This window comes from Micromonospora sp. LOL_013, from assembly GCF_048060315.1.
Taxonomy (GTDB): domain Bacteria; phylum Actinomycetota; class Actinomycetes; order Mycobacteriales; family Micromonosporaceae; genus Micromonospora_E.
This window is the reverse complement of the sequence record NZ_JBHMIQ010000012.1, coordinates 59733-72646: the sequence shown is the minus strand read 5'-3', so window position 1 is coordinate 72646 and position 12914 is coordinate 59733. Positions and strand designations below refer to the sequence as shown.

At 69.3% G+C, this 12914-nt stretch carries 17 protein-coding genes; 5 read left to right on the top strand and 12 right to left on the bottom strand.

Annotated elements, in window-relative coordinates; genetic code table 11:
• Positions 1 to 92 precede the first annotated feature (92 nt).
• Positions 93 to 287, top strand: coding sequence for a helix-turn-helix transcriptional regulator (locus tag ACFHWS_RS10230; protein WP_123604313.1), 195 nt, complete (start codon positions 93 to 95; stop codon positions 285 to 287).
• Positions 288 to 479: 192 nt separating this feature from the next.
• Positions 480 to 815 (top strand): divalent-cation tolerance protein CutA, encoded by a 336-nt coding sequence (cutA, locus tag ACFHWS_RS10225; RefSeq protein WP_416553980.1) that lies wholly within the window; start codon positions 480 to 482, stop codon positions 813 to 815.
• Positions 816 to 842: 27 nt separating this feature from the next.
• Here the strand turns inward: cutA and ACFHWS_RS10220 are convergent, their stop codons facing one another.
• Positions 843 to 2036 (bottom strand): helix-turn-helix domain-containing protein, encoded by a 1194-nt coding sequence (locus ACFHWS_RS10220; RefSeq protein WP_416568072.1) that lies wholly within the window; start codon positions 2034 to 2036, stop codon positions 843 to 845.
• A gap of 80 nt (positions 2037 to 2116) precedes the next feature.
• Between ACFHWS_RS10220 and ACFHWS_RS10215 the strand changes: the two genes are divergently transcribed.
• Complete coding sequence (locus ACFHWS_RS10215) at positions 2117 to 2254, top strand: hypothetical protein (protein WP_416553976.1); 138 nt, start codon at positions 2117 to 2119, stop codon at positions 2252 to 2254.
• 8 nt (positions 2255 to 2262) lie between these two features.
• Here ACFHWS_RS10215 and ACFHWS_RS10210 read toward each other — a convergent pair whose 3' ends face one another.
• Both ACFHWS_RS10210 and ACFHWS_RS10205 read right to left on the bottom strand, forming a co-directional pair.
• Positions 2263 to 2595: a hypothetical protein gene (locus ACFHWS_RS10210; RefSeq protein ID WP_416568071.1), complete on the bottom strand. Its 333-nt coding sequence runs from the start codon at positions 2593 to 2595 to the stop codon at positions 2263 to 2265.
• A gap of 20 nt (positions 2596 to 2615) precedes the next feature.
• Entirely contained in the window at positions 2616 to 3617 is a 1002-nt protein-coding gene (locus ACFHWS_RS10205) for a helix-turn-helix domain-containing protein (protein WP_416568070.1), read from the bottom strand.
• 150 nt (positions 3618 to 3767) lie between these two features.
• On the opposite strand from ACFHWS_RS10205, the gene ACFHWS_RS10200 reads away from it, so the two are divergent.
• Both ACFHWS_RS10200 and ACFHWS_RS10195 read left to right on the top strand, forming a co-directional pair.
• The gene (locus tag ACFHWS_RS10200) at positions 3768 to 4514 is read left to right on the top strand and encodes a VOC family protein (protein WP_416553970.1); all 747 of its coding nucleotides are present in this window, start codon (positions 3768 to 3770) and stop codon (positions 4512 to 4514) included.
• A 98-nt stretch (positions 4515 to 4612) separates the two neighbouring features.
• Positions 4613 to 4954, top strand: a complete 342-nt coding sequence (locus ACFHWS_RS10195; RefSeq protein ID WP_416568069.1) for a hypothetical protein — start codon at positions 4613 to 4615, stop codon at positions 4952 to 4954.
• A 24-nt stretch (positions 4955 to 4978) separates the two neighbouring features.
• On the opposite strand, the gene dmpG is transcribed toward ACFHWS_RS10195, so the two are convergent.
• The 9 genes from dmpG to ACFHWS_RS10150 all read right to left on the bottom strand — a co-directional run bounded on the left by dmpG (position 4979) and on the right by ACFHWS_RS10150 (position 12857).
• On the bottom strand, positions 4979 to 5989 hold the full coding sequence (gene dmpG / locus ACFHWS_RS10190; RefSeq protein WP_416553966.1) for a 4-hydroxy-2-oxovalerate aldolase: 1011 nt from the start codon (positions 5987 to 5989) through the stop codon (positions 4979 to 4981).
• A complete protein-coding gene (locus tag ACFHWS_RS10185) occupies positions 5986 to 6960 on the bottom strand; it encodes an acetaldehyde dehydrogenase (acetylating) (RefSeq protein ID WP_416553964.1) in 975 nt (324 codons plus the stop codon). The genes dmpG and ACFHWS_RS10185 overlap by 4 nt, the downstream gene beginning before the upstream one ends.
• Positions 6953 to 7771, bottom strand: coding sequence for a 2-keto-4-pentenoate hydratase (locus tag ACFHWS_RS10180; RefSeq protein ID WP_416553962.1), 819 nt, complete (start codon positions 7769 to 7771; stop codon positions 6953 to 6955). The genes ACFHWS_RS10185 and ACFHWS_RS10180 overlap by 8 nt, the downstream gene beginning before the upstream one ends.
• A gap of 70 nt (positions 7772 to 7841) precedes the next feature.
• Complete coding sequence (locus ACFHWS_RS10175) at positions 7842 to 8561, bottom strand: class II aldolase/adducin family protein (RefSeq protein ID WP_416568068.1); 720 nt, start codon at positions 8559 to 8561, stop codon at positions 7842 to 7844.
• Positions 8558 to 9427, bottom strand: coding sequence for an alpha/beta fold hydrolase (locus ACFHWS_RS10170; protein ID WP_416553958.1), 870 nt, complete (start codon positions 9425 to 9427; stop codon positions 8558 to 8560). Before ACFHWS_RS10170 ends, ACFHWS_RS10175 begins: the two co-directional genes overlap by 4 nt.
• Positions 9411 to 10265: an alpha/beta fold hydrolase gene (locus tag ACFHWS_RS10165; RefSeq protein ID WP_416553956.1), complete on the bottom strand. Its 855-nt coding sequence runs from the start codon at positions 10263 to 10265 to the stop codon at positions 9411 to 9413. The genes ACFHWS_RS10170 and ACFHWS_RS10165 overlap by 17 nt, the downstream gene beginning before the upstream one ends.
• A 13-nt stretch (positions 10266 to 10278) precedes the next feature.
• Positions 10279 to 11037, bottom strand: a complete 759-nt coding sequence (locus tag ACFHWS_RS10160; protein ID WP_416553954.1) for a dienelactone hydrolase family protein — start codon at positions 11035 to 11037, stop codon at positions 10279 to 10281.
• Positions 11034 to 11858, bottom strand: a complete 825-nt coding sequence (locus ACFHWS_RS10155) for an IclR family transcriptional regulator (protein ID WP_416553952.1) — start codon at positions 11856 to 11858, stop codon at positions 11034 to 11036. Before ACFHWS_RS10155 ends, ACFHWS_RS10160 begins: the two co-directional genes overlap by 4 nt.
• Before the next feature lie 27 nt (positions 11859 to 11885).
• A complete protein-coding gene (locus ACFHWS_RS10150) occupies positions 11886 to 12857 on the bottom strand; it encodes a sugar ABC transporter substrate-binding protein (RefSeq protein ID WP_416568067.1) in 972 nt (323 codons plus the stop codon).
• Between the last annotated feature and the right edge of the window lie 57 nt (positions 12858 to 12914).

Below are 12914 nucleotides of genomic sequence, written 5' to 3'. Positions count from 1 at the left end.
GCTGATGTCTCGCCCGGACAGCTTCCATGACCGTCCACAGGCAACCTTGCAACTGTCAAGGTTCACGGGGTGCCGGTGCATACGTTCGACTCGTGAGAGTCGTCGCGCTATCCGACGTCGCCGAGATGCTCGGCGGTGTATCGCGCACCCGCGCCACCGAGATCACCAACCGGGCGAGCTTCCCGGCACCAGTCGCGCTCGTCGCCTCCGGCCGGATGCGGATCTGGGACCGCGACGAGGTCGCCGAATGGATCCGCACCCACCGCCCGACCCAACAAGAAGACTGATGCCTCATTCACCTTCGTGCTCCCTCGTACGGTGGCGTCCGTTTACCAAGAACCCGCAACAGGACCGGAGTCCGCAAGGACAAACCGATACTCACGGCCGCTGGCGCAAGACGCGATGGCGGGGACGTCCGCCGAATACCATCTGCTGTCCGCAGACACCGGATCGGCTAGAGCGGGAGTTAACCTCAGACCATGAGCGACTATCTACAGGTGTCAACCGCAGTCGAGACACGTGATGCCGCAGTAGCCCTCGCCCGATCGGCGGTACGTGCTCGCCTGGCTGGGAACGCTCAGGTGGTTGGCCCCGTGATCAGCGTCTTCTGGCATCTCGGCGACCAGGGCGAGGGTGAAGAGTGGCAGGTGCTACTCAACACGACGGCCGCCCGGTACGAAGCCTTGGAGCGCCACCTACTCGCGCACCATCCCTGGCAGAACCCGCAGATCACCGCCACGGCAATCGTGGCAGGGTCGGCAGCATGTCTGGAGTGGCTTCGATCGTCGACGGACGAAGCCGCACCAGGCAGTTGACATTGAAGCTGCCCTGGCCGGGCGACGCTACCGGCTCATCTCCGCCGCCTGGCCATGTAGGTCGACGACACATGGGAGAGCCGCGTAAGGCTCCAGCCTCGACATGAATGAGTCGATTCGCTGAGCTGGGCGGATCGACCCGACTCCCGCTGCCAGCCGCATTGCCTTGCCCGCCACGGAGCACGCCTGTTCCACCTCGTTGGCGTCGAGGTAGGCGTCAGCGAGCCAGGTCAGATAGAGCGCCTTGTCACGGGCATGCGTGTCGCTGTACAGCGCCAGGACGTGCTCCAGCACCGATATCGCGCGCATCGGCCGGTGCAGCACCGACCAGCAGCGGCCAGTCATGATGTCGACCTCGACGTCGTCCACCCAGTAGACCCAATCTGGTTCAACTCGGTCACCGGCGGCGCTCAGCCACCGTGCGCCTGTATCGAGTTGCCGTTCCGCTTCTGCTGCCTGTCCTTGAAGGGCGTGAGTCCAGGCCCGGCGGCAGTGCAGGAGAGTCAGGACCCGAGGGGTTGCGCCATCTTTCGCTGTCTCGCACGCCGCGATAGCTAGATTCAAGCCGGACCGGCCGAGCGCGATCGCCTGGTAGGCAAGAAACGCTTGCGCGTTGCCGGCAAGCGCCGGGCTGTCCGCCTGCTGCGCAGCGGTCAGACTCGCCTGATACAGCCGCTCCGCGTCGCCGTGACGGCCCGCGTCGAAGGCGGCCCAGCCGGCCAACTGCGCCTGCTCGGCGAGCACCGCCAACAACCGTCGATGGATGTCCTCGGCGTAACGTCCGTCCCGGATGAGCCGATCTGTCGAATCAAGCTCGGCAGCGTACATCTGGTACGTGTCCGCGCCGCCAAGGAAGTCGTCCAGACGACGCAACCGCGCGGTACGCTCCACCAATTGATTCGGAAGATCTGCACCAATCTGGCAGCCGTGATCCAGATAGGTATGCGGAAGCGCGGCAGCGAGACCAGCTCCAGCTACGAACTGGCGGCGGCTGAGAGCCCTTTGAGTGTCAGCTAATGCTGACAATTCACCGCCGGCTCGGAGCGCAGAATCGAGCCGCTGGGCAGCCTGCGCCGTTGGTCGCTTGGAGCCGCTTTCCAGCTCATGGAGATAGGACTTGCTGTAAAAGGTCGCCCTGGCGAGCTGACGCAGCGACATATCGCACTCAGTCCGCAGCTGACCCAGTCGACGGGAGAAGCTCGAACCTTCTGACTCTGCCATCTCGACCATCCCTGATCGCCGGAAGATCAGCGCCGCGTCAGCGAGACTTCGACGCTCACCGCTGACAACCGTACCGCAGAATGATGATCATCTTGTCACTGCCTGATGTGACCGACGCGCTCGCTTCCACAGCGGCGCAGGATCGAGTGATCGCCTACCGCATCGCGTCCGAGGCGACCGCGTCGATCATGCCCCGATGCGGACAGGCGCCCCTGTGAAAGGACGCTCAGGACTCCGCACCCAGCAGGTCAGCCAGCGTGGCCAGCTCCTGGCTTACCGATCGACGGTGGCGGGCCAGGACCGTGGTGACGATGTCCCGGGCGTACCGCTGATGCCGCAACCAGGTCGGCGACTCCACTCGGAGCCCGGACAGAATGCGCGTCGCTTCGACCAGGTCGCCGCGCTCAGAGTTGGCCCAGGCACGGTCGAGCTGGTGACGATTCCGGTTGTCCGACGTGGCCCGGCCGCGCCCCGGAGGTACGCGTTCCGCCAACGCGAGCGCCGTGACCGGGTCGCCCGCCACGACCGACATCTCCACCCGCTTCATCTGCACGGTCACCGGACAGAAGGCACCCGTGGTCACCGGCATGCGAAGAGCCACGTCTGCTGGTAGCTGCTCGCCGATCCGGACCGCTGCCGCACCGGCGGCGTCAGCATTTCTCTGGCGTCGTCGGCGCGACCGTCGCGGATCGCCGCGGCCGACCCGCGCAGCATGAGCCAGCCCCAGACCGCGAGCCGGGTCGGGTCAGTACGTGAAAAGCGTGGCTCGATCGCGTCCGCCGTGGCGAGGGCCAACCGCTCGGCCTCGTCGAACCGCCCCTGCCGGAGCAACAGCCAGCACATCGTGGTGACGACTGACGCGGCGACCAGTTCGTCTCCGGACTCGTCCGCGACGTCGAGCGCGAGACTCAGCGCATGGGAGGCAAGATCGAAACGCCGGAGCTGGATCAACGCCGTCCCGGCGATCTGGTACGCCTGAGCGAGCTGCCCCGCACCTGCGGTCCGCTGATCGCCGCCACTCGCGTCGACAAGGGTGCGGGCTTCGCCGATCAGCGCCGGTAACCGGGCGAGCGCGGTGGCGTAATCGTCGCCATGGTAGATCCGATCGATATCGGCAATCGACGTCTGCAGTTCCCGCACTGTCGGCGGATCTGTCGAGACACCACCGACGGTCGTCCCGCTCAAGCCACGGGCCGGAGTCAGCGCCCGCCGTAGCAGGCCAACCGCGATCTCGTCGTCATCGGCTCCGGCACCGGCCGCCGGGCTGGCGACAGGAGGCCCGACCAGTACGGACGTCGGCACGGCAAGCGCGGCGGCGACCGCTCGCAAGGTCGACATCCGCGGTGATCCCGGCTTGTTCTGCTCCAGCTTCTGGATCGTCTCGACCGCAAGCCCGGCCGCCTCCGCCAACTGCTCCTGAGTGAGTCCCCTGAGTCGACGTAGCCGCCCTACGTTGTCGCCCACCGTCGAACTCATCGCGCCGCCTCCCGAAACCCGCCCCCGGCCGTACGGAATCCGGCACGCCGCATCGACCGCCGCCGCCAACCGTACCGCCGAGACCATCTTGTCGCTGCTGGCCATCGATCGGGCGGAACGGATAACAGGTAGACGGAGGTGGCGTACCAGCGACCCTGCACCACCGAGATCACCCGTAGGCCACGCGTCCTGGCAACGGCGACCGACGCCGAATTCCGGTGGCGGGCCGGCGCTGGGGTCGGCAGGATCGGGGGAATGACCACCGGACCAGACCGGCAGGCGGTCGGCTCACTGCGGGCCGTGGCGATCGACGCGCCGGGCATCGACCGCCTGGCCACCTTCTACGAACAGCTCGCCGGCTGGCGACGCCGCCCCACCGGCGACGATGACGACGACTGGATCACCCTTGTCACCGACGACGGCTGGCGGATCGGGCTGCAACAGGCGGCCGACCACGTACCGCCGGACTGGCCCGGCCAGGACCGACCGCAGCAGGCCCACCTCGACTTCCAGGTGTCGGACATCGACGCGGCGGCGGACCGCGCCCAGCAACTCGGTGCCAGCCTGTTGCAACGCAACGAACGGTGGCACACCCTCGCCGACCCGGCCGGCCACCCGTTCTGCCTGTGTCTGAAAGCTGACGAGCCGCGTACCACTCTGGCGGGTGTCATGCTCGACTGCCCCGACGCCAAGGAGCTGAGCCACTTCTACGCGGGGCTGCTCGGCAGACCGGTGACCTACGAGGGGGACGGGATCGCCATGATCGGCGAACAGGGCGCGCAGCCCGTCCTGTTCCAGCAGGTCGAGCAGTACGCCGCGCCCCGCTGGCCGGACCCGGCGTACCCGCAGCAGATCCACCTCGACGTGCAGGTCCAGGACGTCGACACCGCCGAACGGGCCGCCCTCGCCATCGGCGCCACCCGCCTCGACGGCGCCGGCCCCGACTGGCGCGTCTACGCCGACCCCGCCGGCCACCCGTTCTGTCTCGTCTGGGCTGCCTGACCAGGCGAAATGATCACGACAAGCTGGCGTACCGCTGTCACCATCGGGCCGTGGTTCGGCATCGCCGACGCCAACACCCTTCGATCAGCGAGGAAGCCATGGCCGACATGCCCGGCGACCACAGCGACGCTGCCGGTCCGCGTACCGACGAGGTAGGTCAGCCCCGGCGTGGCCGGCAGCCGGTCACCCTGCCGGCTTGGATCCGTGACCCGGAGCCGGTCCGGGTCACCTGGCGGCGCCGGGTGATGCTGGCCGCGTTGCGCCTGCCCGGCGGACCGAGGGTCCGCCGGGCCTGGTGGCGCTGGCAGCGGCGGCAACGGCTGCACCGCCGGTTTCCGATCCTGACCGCGTTGATCGCGGTGCCGCTGGCCTTCGTCGCGATCATGGCGCTGGTGTCGCTGGTCTACTGGCTGTGGGCGCGGATCTGGGTGATCCCGTAGGCCAACCGGCCGGTCTGCGCCGACTCACCGGCCGGCTGCCAGGTCCAGGGCGATATCGACGATCATGTCCTCCTGGCCACCGACCAGGCCGCGCCGGCCCACCTCGACCAGGATCTCGCGGGTGTCGACCCCGTGGGCGGCCGCGGCCCGCTCGGCGTGCCGGAGGAAGCTTGAGTACACGCCCGCGTAGCCGAGGCTGAGGGTTTCCCGGTCGACGCGGACCGGCCGGTCCTGCAGTGGCCGGACCAGGTCGTCGGCGGCGTCCATCAGAGCGAACAGGTCGCAGCCGGAGGCCCACCCGGTGAGTTCGGCCACCGCCACGAACGCCTCGATCGGACAGTTGCCGGCGCCGGCACCCTGACCGGCCAACGACGCGTCCACCCGTATGGCGCCCTCCTCCACCGCGACGACAGAGTTCGCCACACCGAGACCGAGGTTGTGATGGGCGTGGATGCCGATGCCGGTACGCGGGTCGAGCACGTCCCGGTACGCCCGGATCCGGTCCCGCACTCCGGTCATCGTGAGCCGACCGCCCGAGTCGGTGACATAGACGCAGTGTGCGCCGTACGACTCCATCAGCCGAGCCTGCGCCGCGAGTTCGGCGGGCTCCGCCAGGTGCGACATCATCAGGAACCCGGCCACATCCATGCCGAGTTCCCGGGCGGCCTCGATGTGCTGTGCGGCGATGTCGGCCTCGGTGCAGTGGGTGGCGATTCGGACGGAGGCGACCCCAAGCTCCCGTGCCCGGCGCAGATCGTCGACGGTGCCGATGCCGGGCAGCAGCAGGGTGGTGAGCCGGGCCCGCCGGACCACCTCCGCGACCTCGGCTATCCACTCCAGGTCGGAGTGTGCGCCGGGGCCGTAGGTGAGGCTGCCACCGGCGAGACCGTCGCCGTGTGACACCTCGATCGCGTCCACCCCGGCCGCGTCCAGCGCGGCCGCGATGGTCCGGACCTGCGCCAGGGTGTACTGGTGGCGGATCGCATGCATGCCGTCCCGTAGCGTTACATCCTGGACGTAGAGCCGATCAGTCACGCCGCTCCTCCCGTCCGAACCAGACACTCACCGACCCGTAGCGCGGCCGACGTCATGATGTCGAGATTGCCGGCGTACGCGGGCAGGTAGTGCGCGGCACCCTCGACCTCCAGAAACACGGAGATCTGCCAGGCCAGGTTCCTCGCCGATGGCGCCAGTTGGGCGCGCGGGTCGCCAGCCCTGATCCGATCGAACTGGACCCGCTGTTTGAGCCGGTAGCCGGGTACGTAGGTAGCCACCCGAGCAACCATTTCGGCAACCGCAGCCTCCACTACCTGCGGGTCGCAGTCGTCGACCAGGCAAAGCACCGTGTCCCGCATCAGCAGCGGTGGCTCGGCTGGATTCAGGACGATGATCGCCTTGCCGCGGTCCGCGCCACCGACCCGCTCGATCGCCCGGGCCGTGGTCTCGGTGAACTCGTCGATGTTCGCCCGGGTGCCGGGACCGGCCGACCGGGAGGCGATCGAGGCGACGATCTCGGCATAACGCACCGGGGCGACACTTCCGACCGCGGCGACGACCGGGATCGTCGCCTGGCCGCCGCAGGTGACCATGTTCAGGTTCGGTGCCGCCAGGTTGGCGTCCAGGTTGACCGAGGGCACGACGTACGGACCGATCGCGGCGGGCGTGAGGTCGACCATGCGTACTCCGGTGTGCCGCAGCGCGGCAGCGTTGTCGCGGTGTGCCCGGGCCGAGGTGGCGTCAAAGACGACCTCGATCTCGTCGAAGTCGTCCCGGGCCAGCAGCCCTCGCACCCCGTCCGAAGTGGCCGGGACTCCGAGCCGGCGGGCCCGGGCCAGCCCGTCGGAGTCGGGATCGATGCCGACCAGGACACCCATTCGCAGCACGGCCGACTGCCGCAGTATCTTGATCATCAGGTCGGTGCCGATGTTGCCCGAACCGATCACCGCCGCCTTCGCGGCTGGCCGGCCGTCGGACCTGCCGGCGGTGGACGTGAGCGCCTCAGCCATGGGTGTGGACCTCCTCGGCGGACCCGATCGAGACAGCCACCGAACCGACTGCGGAAATGGTGGCGGCGACCTCGTCGCCGGCGGTGACCGGGACCATCGGACCGAGCGCCCCACTGAGGACGATTTCTCCGGCCTGGAGCGGTTCGCCGTAGGTCAGGGCCGCGTTCGCCAACCACCGCAGGGCGTTGAGCGGATCGTCCAGACAGTCCGCGCCGGACCCGCTGGCGACCTGCGTTCCGTTGCGATGCATGGTCATCGTCACCGCCGACAGATCCAAGTCGGAGATGTCGACCCGATCCGGACCGAGCACGAACAGCCCGGCCGATGCGTTGTCGGCGACGGTGTCCGTGATCGAGATGTCCCAGCCGGCGATCCGGCTGTCGCATATCTCCAGCGCGGCGACCGCGTACTCGACAGCGTCCCGGACCTGCTCGACGTCGGCCGTCGTGGCGTCGAGGTCACGGCCGAGCACGAAGGCCACCTCGGCCTCGATCCGGGGCTGCAGCAGCCGGCCCGGATCGACCCGACCAGCGGACGGGACCAGGGCGTCGTCGAGGAGCGTGCCGAGATCCGGCTGATGTACTCCGAGTTGCCGTCGCACTGCCGACGAGGTCAGTCCGACCTTGCGCCCGATCCGGTGGCGACCGAGCTCGCAGGCGTGCCGGGTGTTCGCCGCCTGCACCGCGTAGGCGGCATCGACATCGTCCGATCCGAGCAGGTCACGGACGGGCTGACAGGGAAGGCGTTCGTATGCCGCACGACGCAACCGGGCTGCGGCCCGGTCGCGAAGGTGGGGTGGGTGCTGCGACACGACAGGACTCCTCGCGGATGTGGGAGGCCGGCGCCGAGGCCGGACGACAGGTCCGATGGTGGTCATGGGGTCACCCGGGCAGGGTCCGCACGAGGTAGGCCCAGGCGTCGGCGAGTTGGCGGGGGCCGTAGCAGCGGTCCCGCTTGGCGCGCGCCTCCGCGTCGTCCGACCAGGTGAACTCGGCGCCGGTGGCCATGGCGGTGAGCTGCATCCGGCAGGCCTTCTCCAGGAACACCGCCGTCAGCACCGCGGTCGGGACATCGACCCCCACGGTGACCAGCCCGTGATGGCGCAGCAGGAGGGCGTTGCGGTCACCTAGCGCCTCGGCCACCGCCGCCCCCTGCTCCGGGGTCCGGATCAGGTCGCCGGTGGTGGTGAACCGGGCGATGTCTGGCGGACTGAACAGGGTGCCTTCGTGTGCCAGCGGGCGGAGCGGGTGGCCGGTGGCGGCGAAGGTGACGGCCGCCTCGCCGTGGCTGTGCACCACAGCGTTCACATCAGACCGTCGGGACAGGATCTCGGTGTGGATCGGATACTCGAGGTGCCGCCGGCCCGCAGCCCGCGACCCCGCTTGCGGAAGCGGCAGCACGGTTCCGGCGGAGTCGAGCAGGAGCACCCCGTCCGCGTCGACCTCCTCGAAGCCGTACCCGGCCGCCTTCATCCAGATCCCGGCGCCGGTCGGGTCGCGCAGGGACAGGTGACCCCACACCAGATCCGAATGACCGTTGGCGGCGAGCACCCGGCAGCCCTGGGCGACCTGTTCCGCCGGTGCCGCAACGGGCCGCGTCACGGCCGGGCCAGAAAGTCACCGACGACCCGGTTGAACGCCGCCGGCTGTTCGAACATCGGCCAGTGACCGGCAGCCTCGATCAGGGCGAACGACCCGGCCGGCAGGAGCTTGCTGGCCCGTTCCCCGACCGTGGCGGGCGTAGTCGGATTGTGCTCGCTCCAGAGCACCAGGGTCTCGTGCGGGATCTGTCGCAGGTCGGCTTCACGTAGCAGGTAGCGCCGGTTCTCCTCACCGGGCTGCTCGGCGATCAGCTTCGCCATCGCCTCCTGGCTCCCGGGCAACGTGTAGTACCGGTACCTTGTCTGCACCAGTTCGTCGGTGACTGTCGACGGGTCGTGCATCAGCCACTCCAGCCGCTTCCGCACGCTGTCCAGCGTCGGAGCCTGGGCGGCACGCCGGGTCACGTCGCCGACCCGCTGGTGCACCCGCTCGCTCTCCCGGCGGCTCTCCTCGTCGTCGAGCAGCAGGCCGGCGCCCGTGACGGAGACCACCCGGCCCACCCGGTCCGGGTGGTGCAGCGCCGCCCACATCGCGACCCATCCCCCGAGTGACTGACCAACCAGGTGTGCCCGGGGCGCGCCGATCGCGTCGAGGAACCGCAGCAGGTGGTCCACGAAGACCGGCGTGTGGTACGTGACGTCGGTGGGTCGTGCGGTGAGCCCGTGCCCCAGGCAGTCGATCGCGTACACCCGAAGGCCGCGCTCCGCCAACGGCAGCACGTTGCGGATGAAGCCCTCGGCGTGCCCGGTCAGGCCGCCCATCATGATGACCGGCTCACCATCGCCGGCTTCGATCGATCGGGTACGCCAGCCGCCCGCGTCCCGGAACCGCACCTCCGCGCCGAGCGCGTCAAGCCAGAATGTCATCGTTCTCCTCAAGGAATTTCTCGATCTCGGGGTTTACCAGGTCCGGACGTTCGTAGTGCGGCCACTGCCGGGCGCCGGGCACGGTTCGCAACCGGGCCCGGGGAAGCGCGGCGACGGCCGCGCGCAGCACGGTGGTCGGGAGATGGCCGGATTCGCCGTGCACCAGTAGCACCGGTGACGCGACGTTGGTCAGCTGCTCGGGGGTGAGCAGCCAACGACTGTTGTCGGCGCGGCGGACGGACTGGTGGACCGCCCGCGCGGCGTCAGGAGCGTAGAGCCGGCGCCGGACCTCGACGAGTTCGTCGGTGACCAGGTCGGGGTCGGCCAACAGGCCGGTCAGCCGGGTCCGGACGTTGTCTCCGCTCGCCTCGGCGAAGGCCCGGCCGCCGCGCTCGTACGCCGCGCGTACCCTCGGGTCGTCGAGCCGTTCCTGCTCGGACTGCAGCCCAGCCGGTTCGACCAGGACCAGCCGGTCGACCCGCTCCGGTCGGGTGATCGCGAGCAGGGCCGCTACCCAGCCGCCGAGTGACTGTCCCACCAGATCGACACGGGGCAGCCGGAGCGCGTCGAGCAGGTCCACGACGTGGCTGAGCAGCCGGTCGACGGAGTACTCGCCGGGCGGTGCGGCGGTCAGTCCGTGGCCGATCAGGTCGGCCGCGATCACCCGGCGCCGCCGGGACAGCGCCGGCAGGGTGCGCGACCAGGTCTCCAGGTGCCCGCCCCGGCCGTGCAGGAGAAGCACCGGCGGGCCGTCGCCCTGGGTCACTGTCCGGGTACGCACACCACCCGCGTCGACCCAGCGCACCTCGGCGCCGAGCAGTTCGGTCCAGAGCGTCATCACAGCCGGCGCCTCACCGGTCGAGGTACGCGTGCAGGAAGTCGAACGTGAGCCGGTCGGTCTCCTGGGCCGCCTTGGAGTGGTAGTTCGGATGGGTGTCGTCGTGGTACGCGTGCCCGGCGTCCGGATGCAGGTGCAGCTCGGTGGACTGGCCACTGCGGGCCAACGCCTGCTTGAGTTGGCGGACCTCGTCGAGCGGAATGAACTGGTCCGCCTCCCCGTAGTGGGCCTGAACCGGGCAGCGGACCGACTCGGCGGCCTCGATCCGGGAGCGTGGTCGCCCGGTCGGGGAGTACTCCGGTGGCAGCACCGGCAGACCGTAGAGCGGCACGACACAGCGCAGCCGGTCCGTCCGGGTCGCCCAGACCAGTACCGTCCCGCCGCCGAGGCAGAAACCGACGGCCGCGGCCCGAGAGGTGTCCACGTCGCCGCGCCCGGCGAGGTAGTCGAGCGCAGCCTCGAAGTCGGGTACGGCCTGCTCGTCGGTCGCCGCCAGGAACGCCTTGGCACGTCGCTCCTCCACAGTGGTGTAGTCCTGTGGGGGTCGGCCACCGACGCGGCTGAACATGTTCACCGTCAGGCAGGCGAACCCCTGCGCCGCGTAGCGGCGGGTGACGTCCTGCCGGTGCTCGGTGACGCCGAGGTTCTCGTGCGCCATCAGCACGACCGGAGGGAGCCGGTCGGCGCGCGGTTCGGGCAGGGCCAGGTAGCCCTGGATCTGGTCGGTCCCGCTGGGAAAGGTGACCCAACCGGGTGTCTCGTTGGGGCTCACAGGTGTTCCCATCCTTCCGGTTCGATCGCGGTTGCCACCGGACGCCGTTCGCCCGGGGACGCGGAGGTGAGTTGTTGCCGGACCAGTTGCCCGGTCCGGTCGAGTTGGCGCCGCAGGAACCGGGACGCGGGGCCGATGACGGCGAGCGCCCCCGCGACCCGGCCGTTGACCGTCACCGGTACGGCGACCCCGGCCACACCGACCAGATACTCGCCGGACTCGATCGCGTAGCCCCGGGCGCGGCTCACCTCGACCTCGGCGCAGAGCTCCTGATGGTCGACGATCGCCCGTGGGGTGCGCCGGGTCAGTCGTAGCCGGGGCACGATCTCGGCGACCCGCTCGGGTGGCAGCCCGGACAGAGCCGCCTTGCCGATGCATCCGCCGCCGAGCACCGAGCGCCGTCCGACTGGGGAGGACACGGCCAGCGGGTGGGCCGCCGGGCGCTTGCCCGTGATGACCAACGTGCAGTCCGACCAGTCGACCTCGGCCACCAGGACGGTCTCGCCGGTGATCCGAGCCAGCTCGTCGGCCGCCGGCTGGGTCAGGTGGGTCAGGGCGGAACTCTCCGAGACCTGGTTGCCCAGTTCGAGCAACCGGATGCCGAGCAGATACGCCCCGTCCGGGTCCTGCCGGAGGAAGCCCCGTTCGACGAGCGTGACCGCGATCCGGTGGGCGCTCGGGCGCGGCAGCCCGGCGGCCTCCGCAAGCTGGGACAGGTGCAACCTCGGGTGGGTGGTACTGAACGCGGTCAGGATGTCCAGCGCCCGCGCCACCGAGCGCACGCCCCGCCGACGGTCCGGGTCATCATCGAGGTCGATCATCAGAAGCCTTCCGTCACCGGGCTTGGGCTACAGGCAGTACTGCGGAGCCTGATCCACGTTGCTCTTGGTGATGAGCTGGTCGGGGATCTGTTGCACCTTGGGGGCAGCCGGGCCGGAACCGCCGTTCTCGGCGTCGAGCAGGGACACCACGGCGTCGATGGCCATCTCACCGATCAGGCGCGGCGGCTGGCTGATCGTCGCGGAGATCTGGCCGTCGCGGATCGCCGCAAGGCCGTCGTCGGTGCCGTTGATTGTGACGATCTTGATGTCGTCGCGGTTGGCGGCTCGGAGCGCGGAGAGTGCGCCGAACGCCATGTCCTCGTTGTGAACGAAGAGGTACTTGATGCCGGGGTTGCCCTGCAGCAGGTTCTCCGCGACCTCCTGCGCCTTGGCCCGCTGCCACAGCGCCGGCTGCTCGAAGACCACCTGCTGACCGTCTCCGAGGGCTGCCTTGAACCCCTTGTTCATCAGGTCGGCCGAGGCGCCGGGGGCGCCGCCGATGATCGCGATCTCGGCCGGTTCCTGGCCGCCGTCCTCGGCCACCCACTGGCCGAGCAGCGCGCCGGCGTGTTCCACGTCGGTGGTGGCCGCGCCGAGAATCTTGTTGGGATCGACAGCCGCCACGGAGGTCAGGAAAATCGGGACGTCGGCGCGGTTGGCTCGGTCGACATCGCCCTGCTGAGCATCGATGTTGACGGTCTGCACGATGATCGCGTCAACCTGCTTGATGATCATGTCTTCCACGTTGGAGATCTCTTTGGCGGGATCACCGGCGGAGTTGGCGACCAGCAGTTCCACGCCCTTCGCCTCGGCCTGCGCCCGTACCGACTTTTCCAGGCAAGTGTGGAACTGGATGGTATTGCCGTTCACGAAGCCGATCCGGTATCCCTCCTGGCCACCGGAGTCGACGGTTGCGTCGTCGCTACCGCAGCCGGCCGAGGCCGACACCGTCAGGGCGGCGACGGCAACCCCGATGAAGAATCTGCTCTTTCTTTTCATAGCGGTCAACCTCTCAAAGACGGACCAGTGTGGTCGTACGGGAGAACGGTCTACGGC

Coding starts and splice junctions, on each gene's coding strand:
- cutA (WP_416553980.1), top strand. CDS start 480: ATGAGCGACTATCTACAGGTGTCAACCGCAGTCGAGACACGTGATGCC.
- ACFHWS_RS10220 (WP_416568072.1), bottom strand. CDS start 2,036: ATGGCAGAGTCAGAAGGTTCGAGCTTCTCCCGTCGACTGGGTCAGCTG.
- ACFHWS_RS10215 (WP_416553976.1), top strand. CDS start 2,117: ATGATGATCATCTTGTCACTGCCTGATGTGACCGACGCGCTCGCTTCC.
- ACFHWS_RS10205 (WP_416568070.1), bottom strand. CDS start 3,617: ATGGCCAGCAGCGACAAGATGGTCTCGGCGGTACGGTTGGCGGCGGCG.
- ACFHWS_RS10200 (WP_416553970.1), top strand. CDS start 3,768: ATGACCACCGGACCAGACCGGCAGGCGGTCGGCTCACTGCGGGCCGTG.
- ACFHWS_RS10195 (WP_416568069.1), top strand. CDS start 4,613: ATGGCCGACATGCCCGGCGACCACAGCGACGCTGCCGGTCCGCGTACC.
- ACFHWS_RS10185 (WP_416553964.1), bottom strand. CDS start 6,960: ATGGCTGAGGCGCTCACGTCCACCGCCGGCAGGTCCGACGGCCGGCCA.
- ACFHWS_RS10170 (WP_416553958.1), bottom strand. CDS start 9,427: ATGACATTCTGGCTTGACGCGCTCGGCGCGGAGGTGCGGTTCCGGGAC.
- ACFHWS_RS10165 (WP_416553956.1), bottom strand. CDS start 10,265: ATGACGCTCTGGACCGAACTGCTCGGCGCCGAGGTGCGCTGGGTCGAC.
- ACFHWS_RS10155 (WP_416553952.1), bottom strand. CDS start 11,858: ATGATCGACCTCGATGATGACCCGGACCGTCGGCGGGGCGTGCGCTCG.
- ACFHWS_RS10150 (WP_416568067.1), bottom strand. CDS start 12,857: ATGAAAAGAAAGAGCAGATTCTTCATCGGGGTTGCCGTCGCCGCCCTG.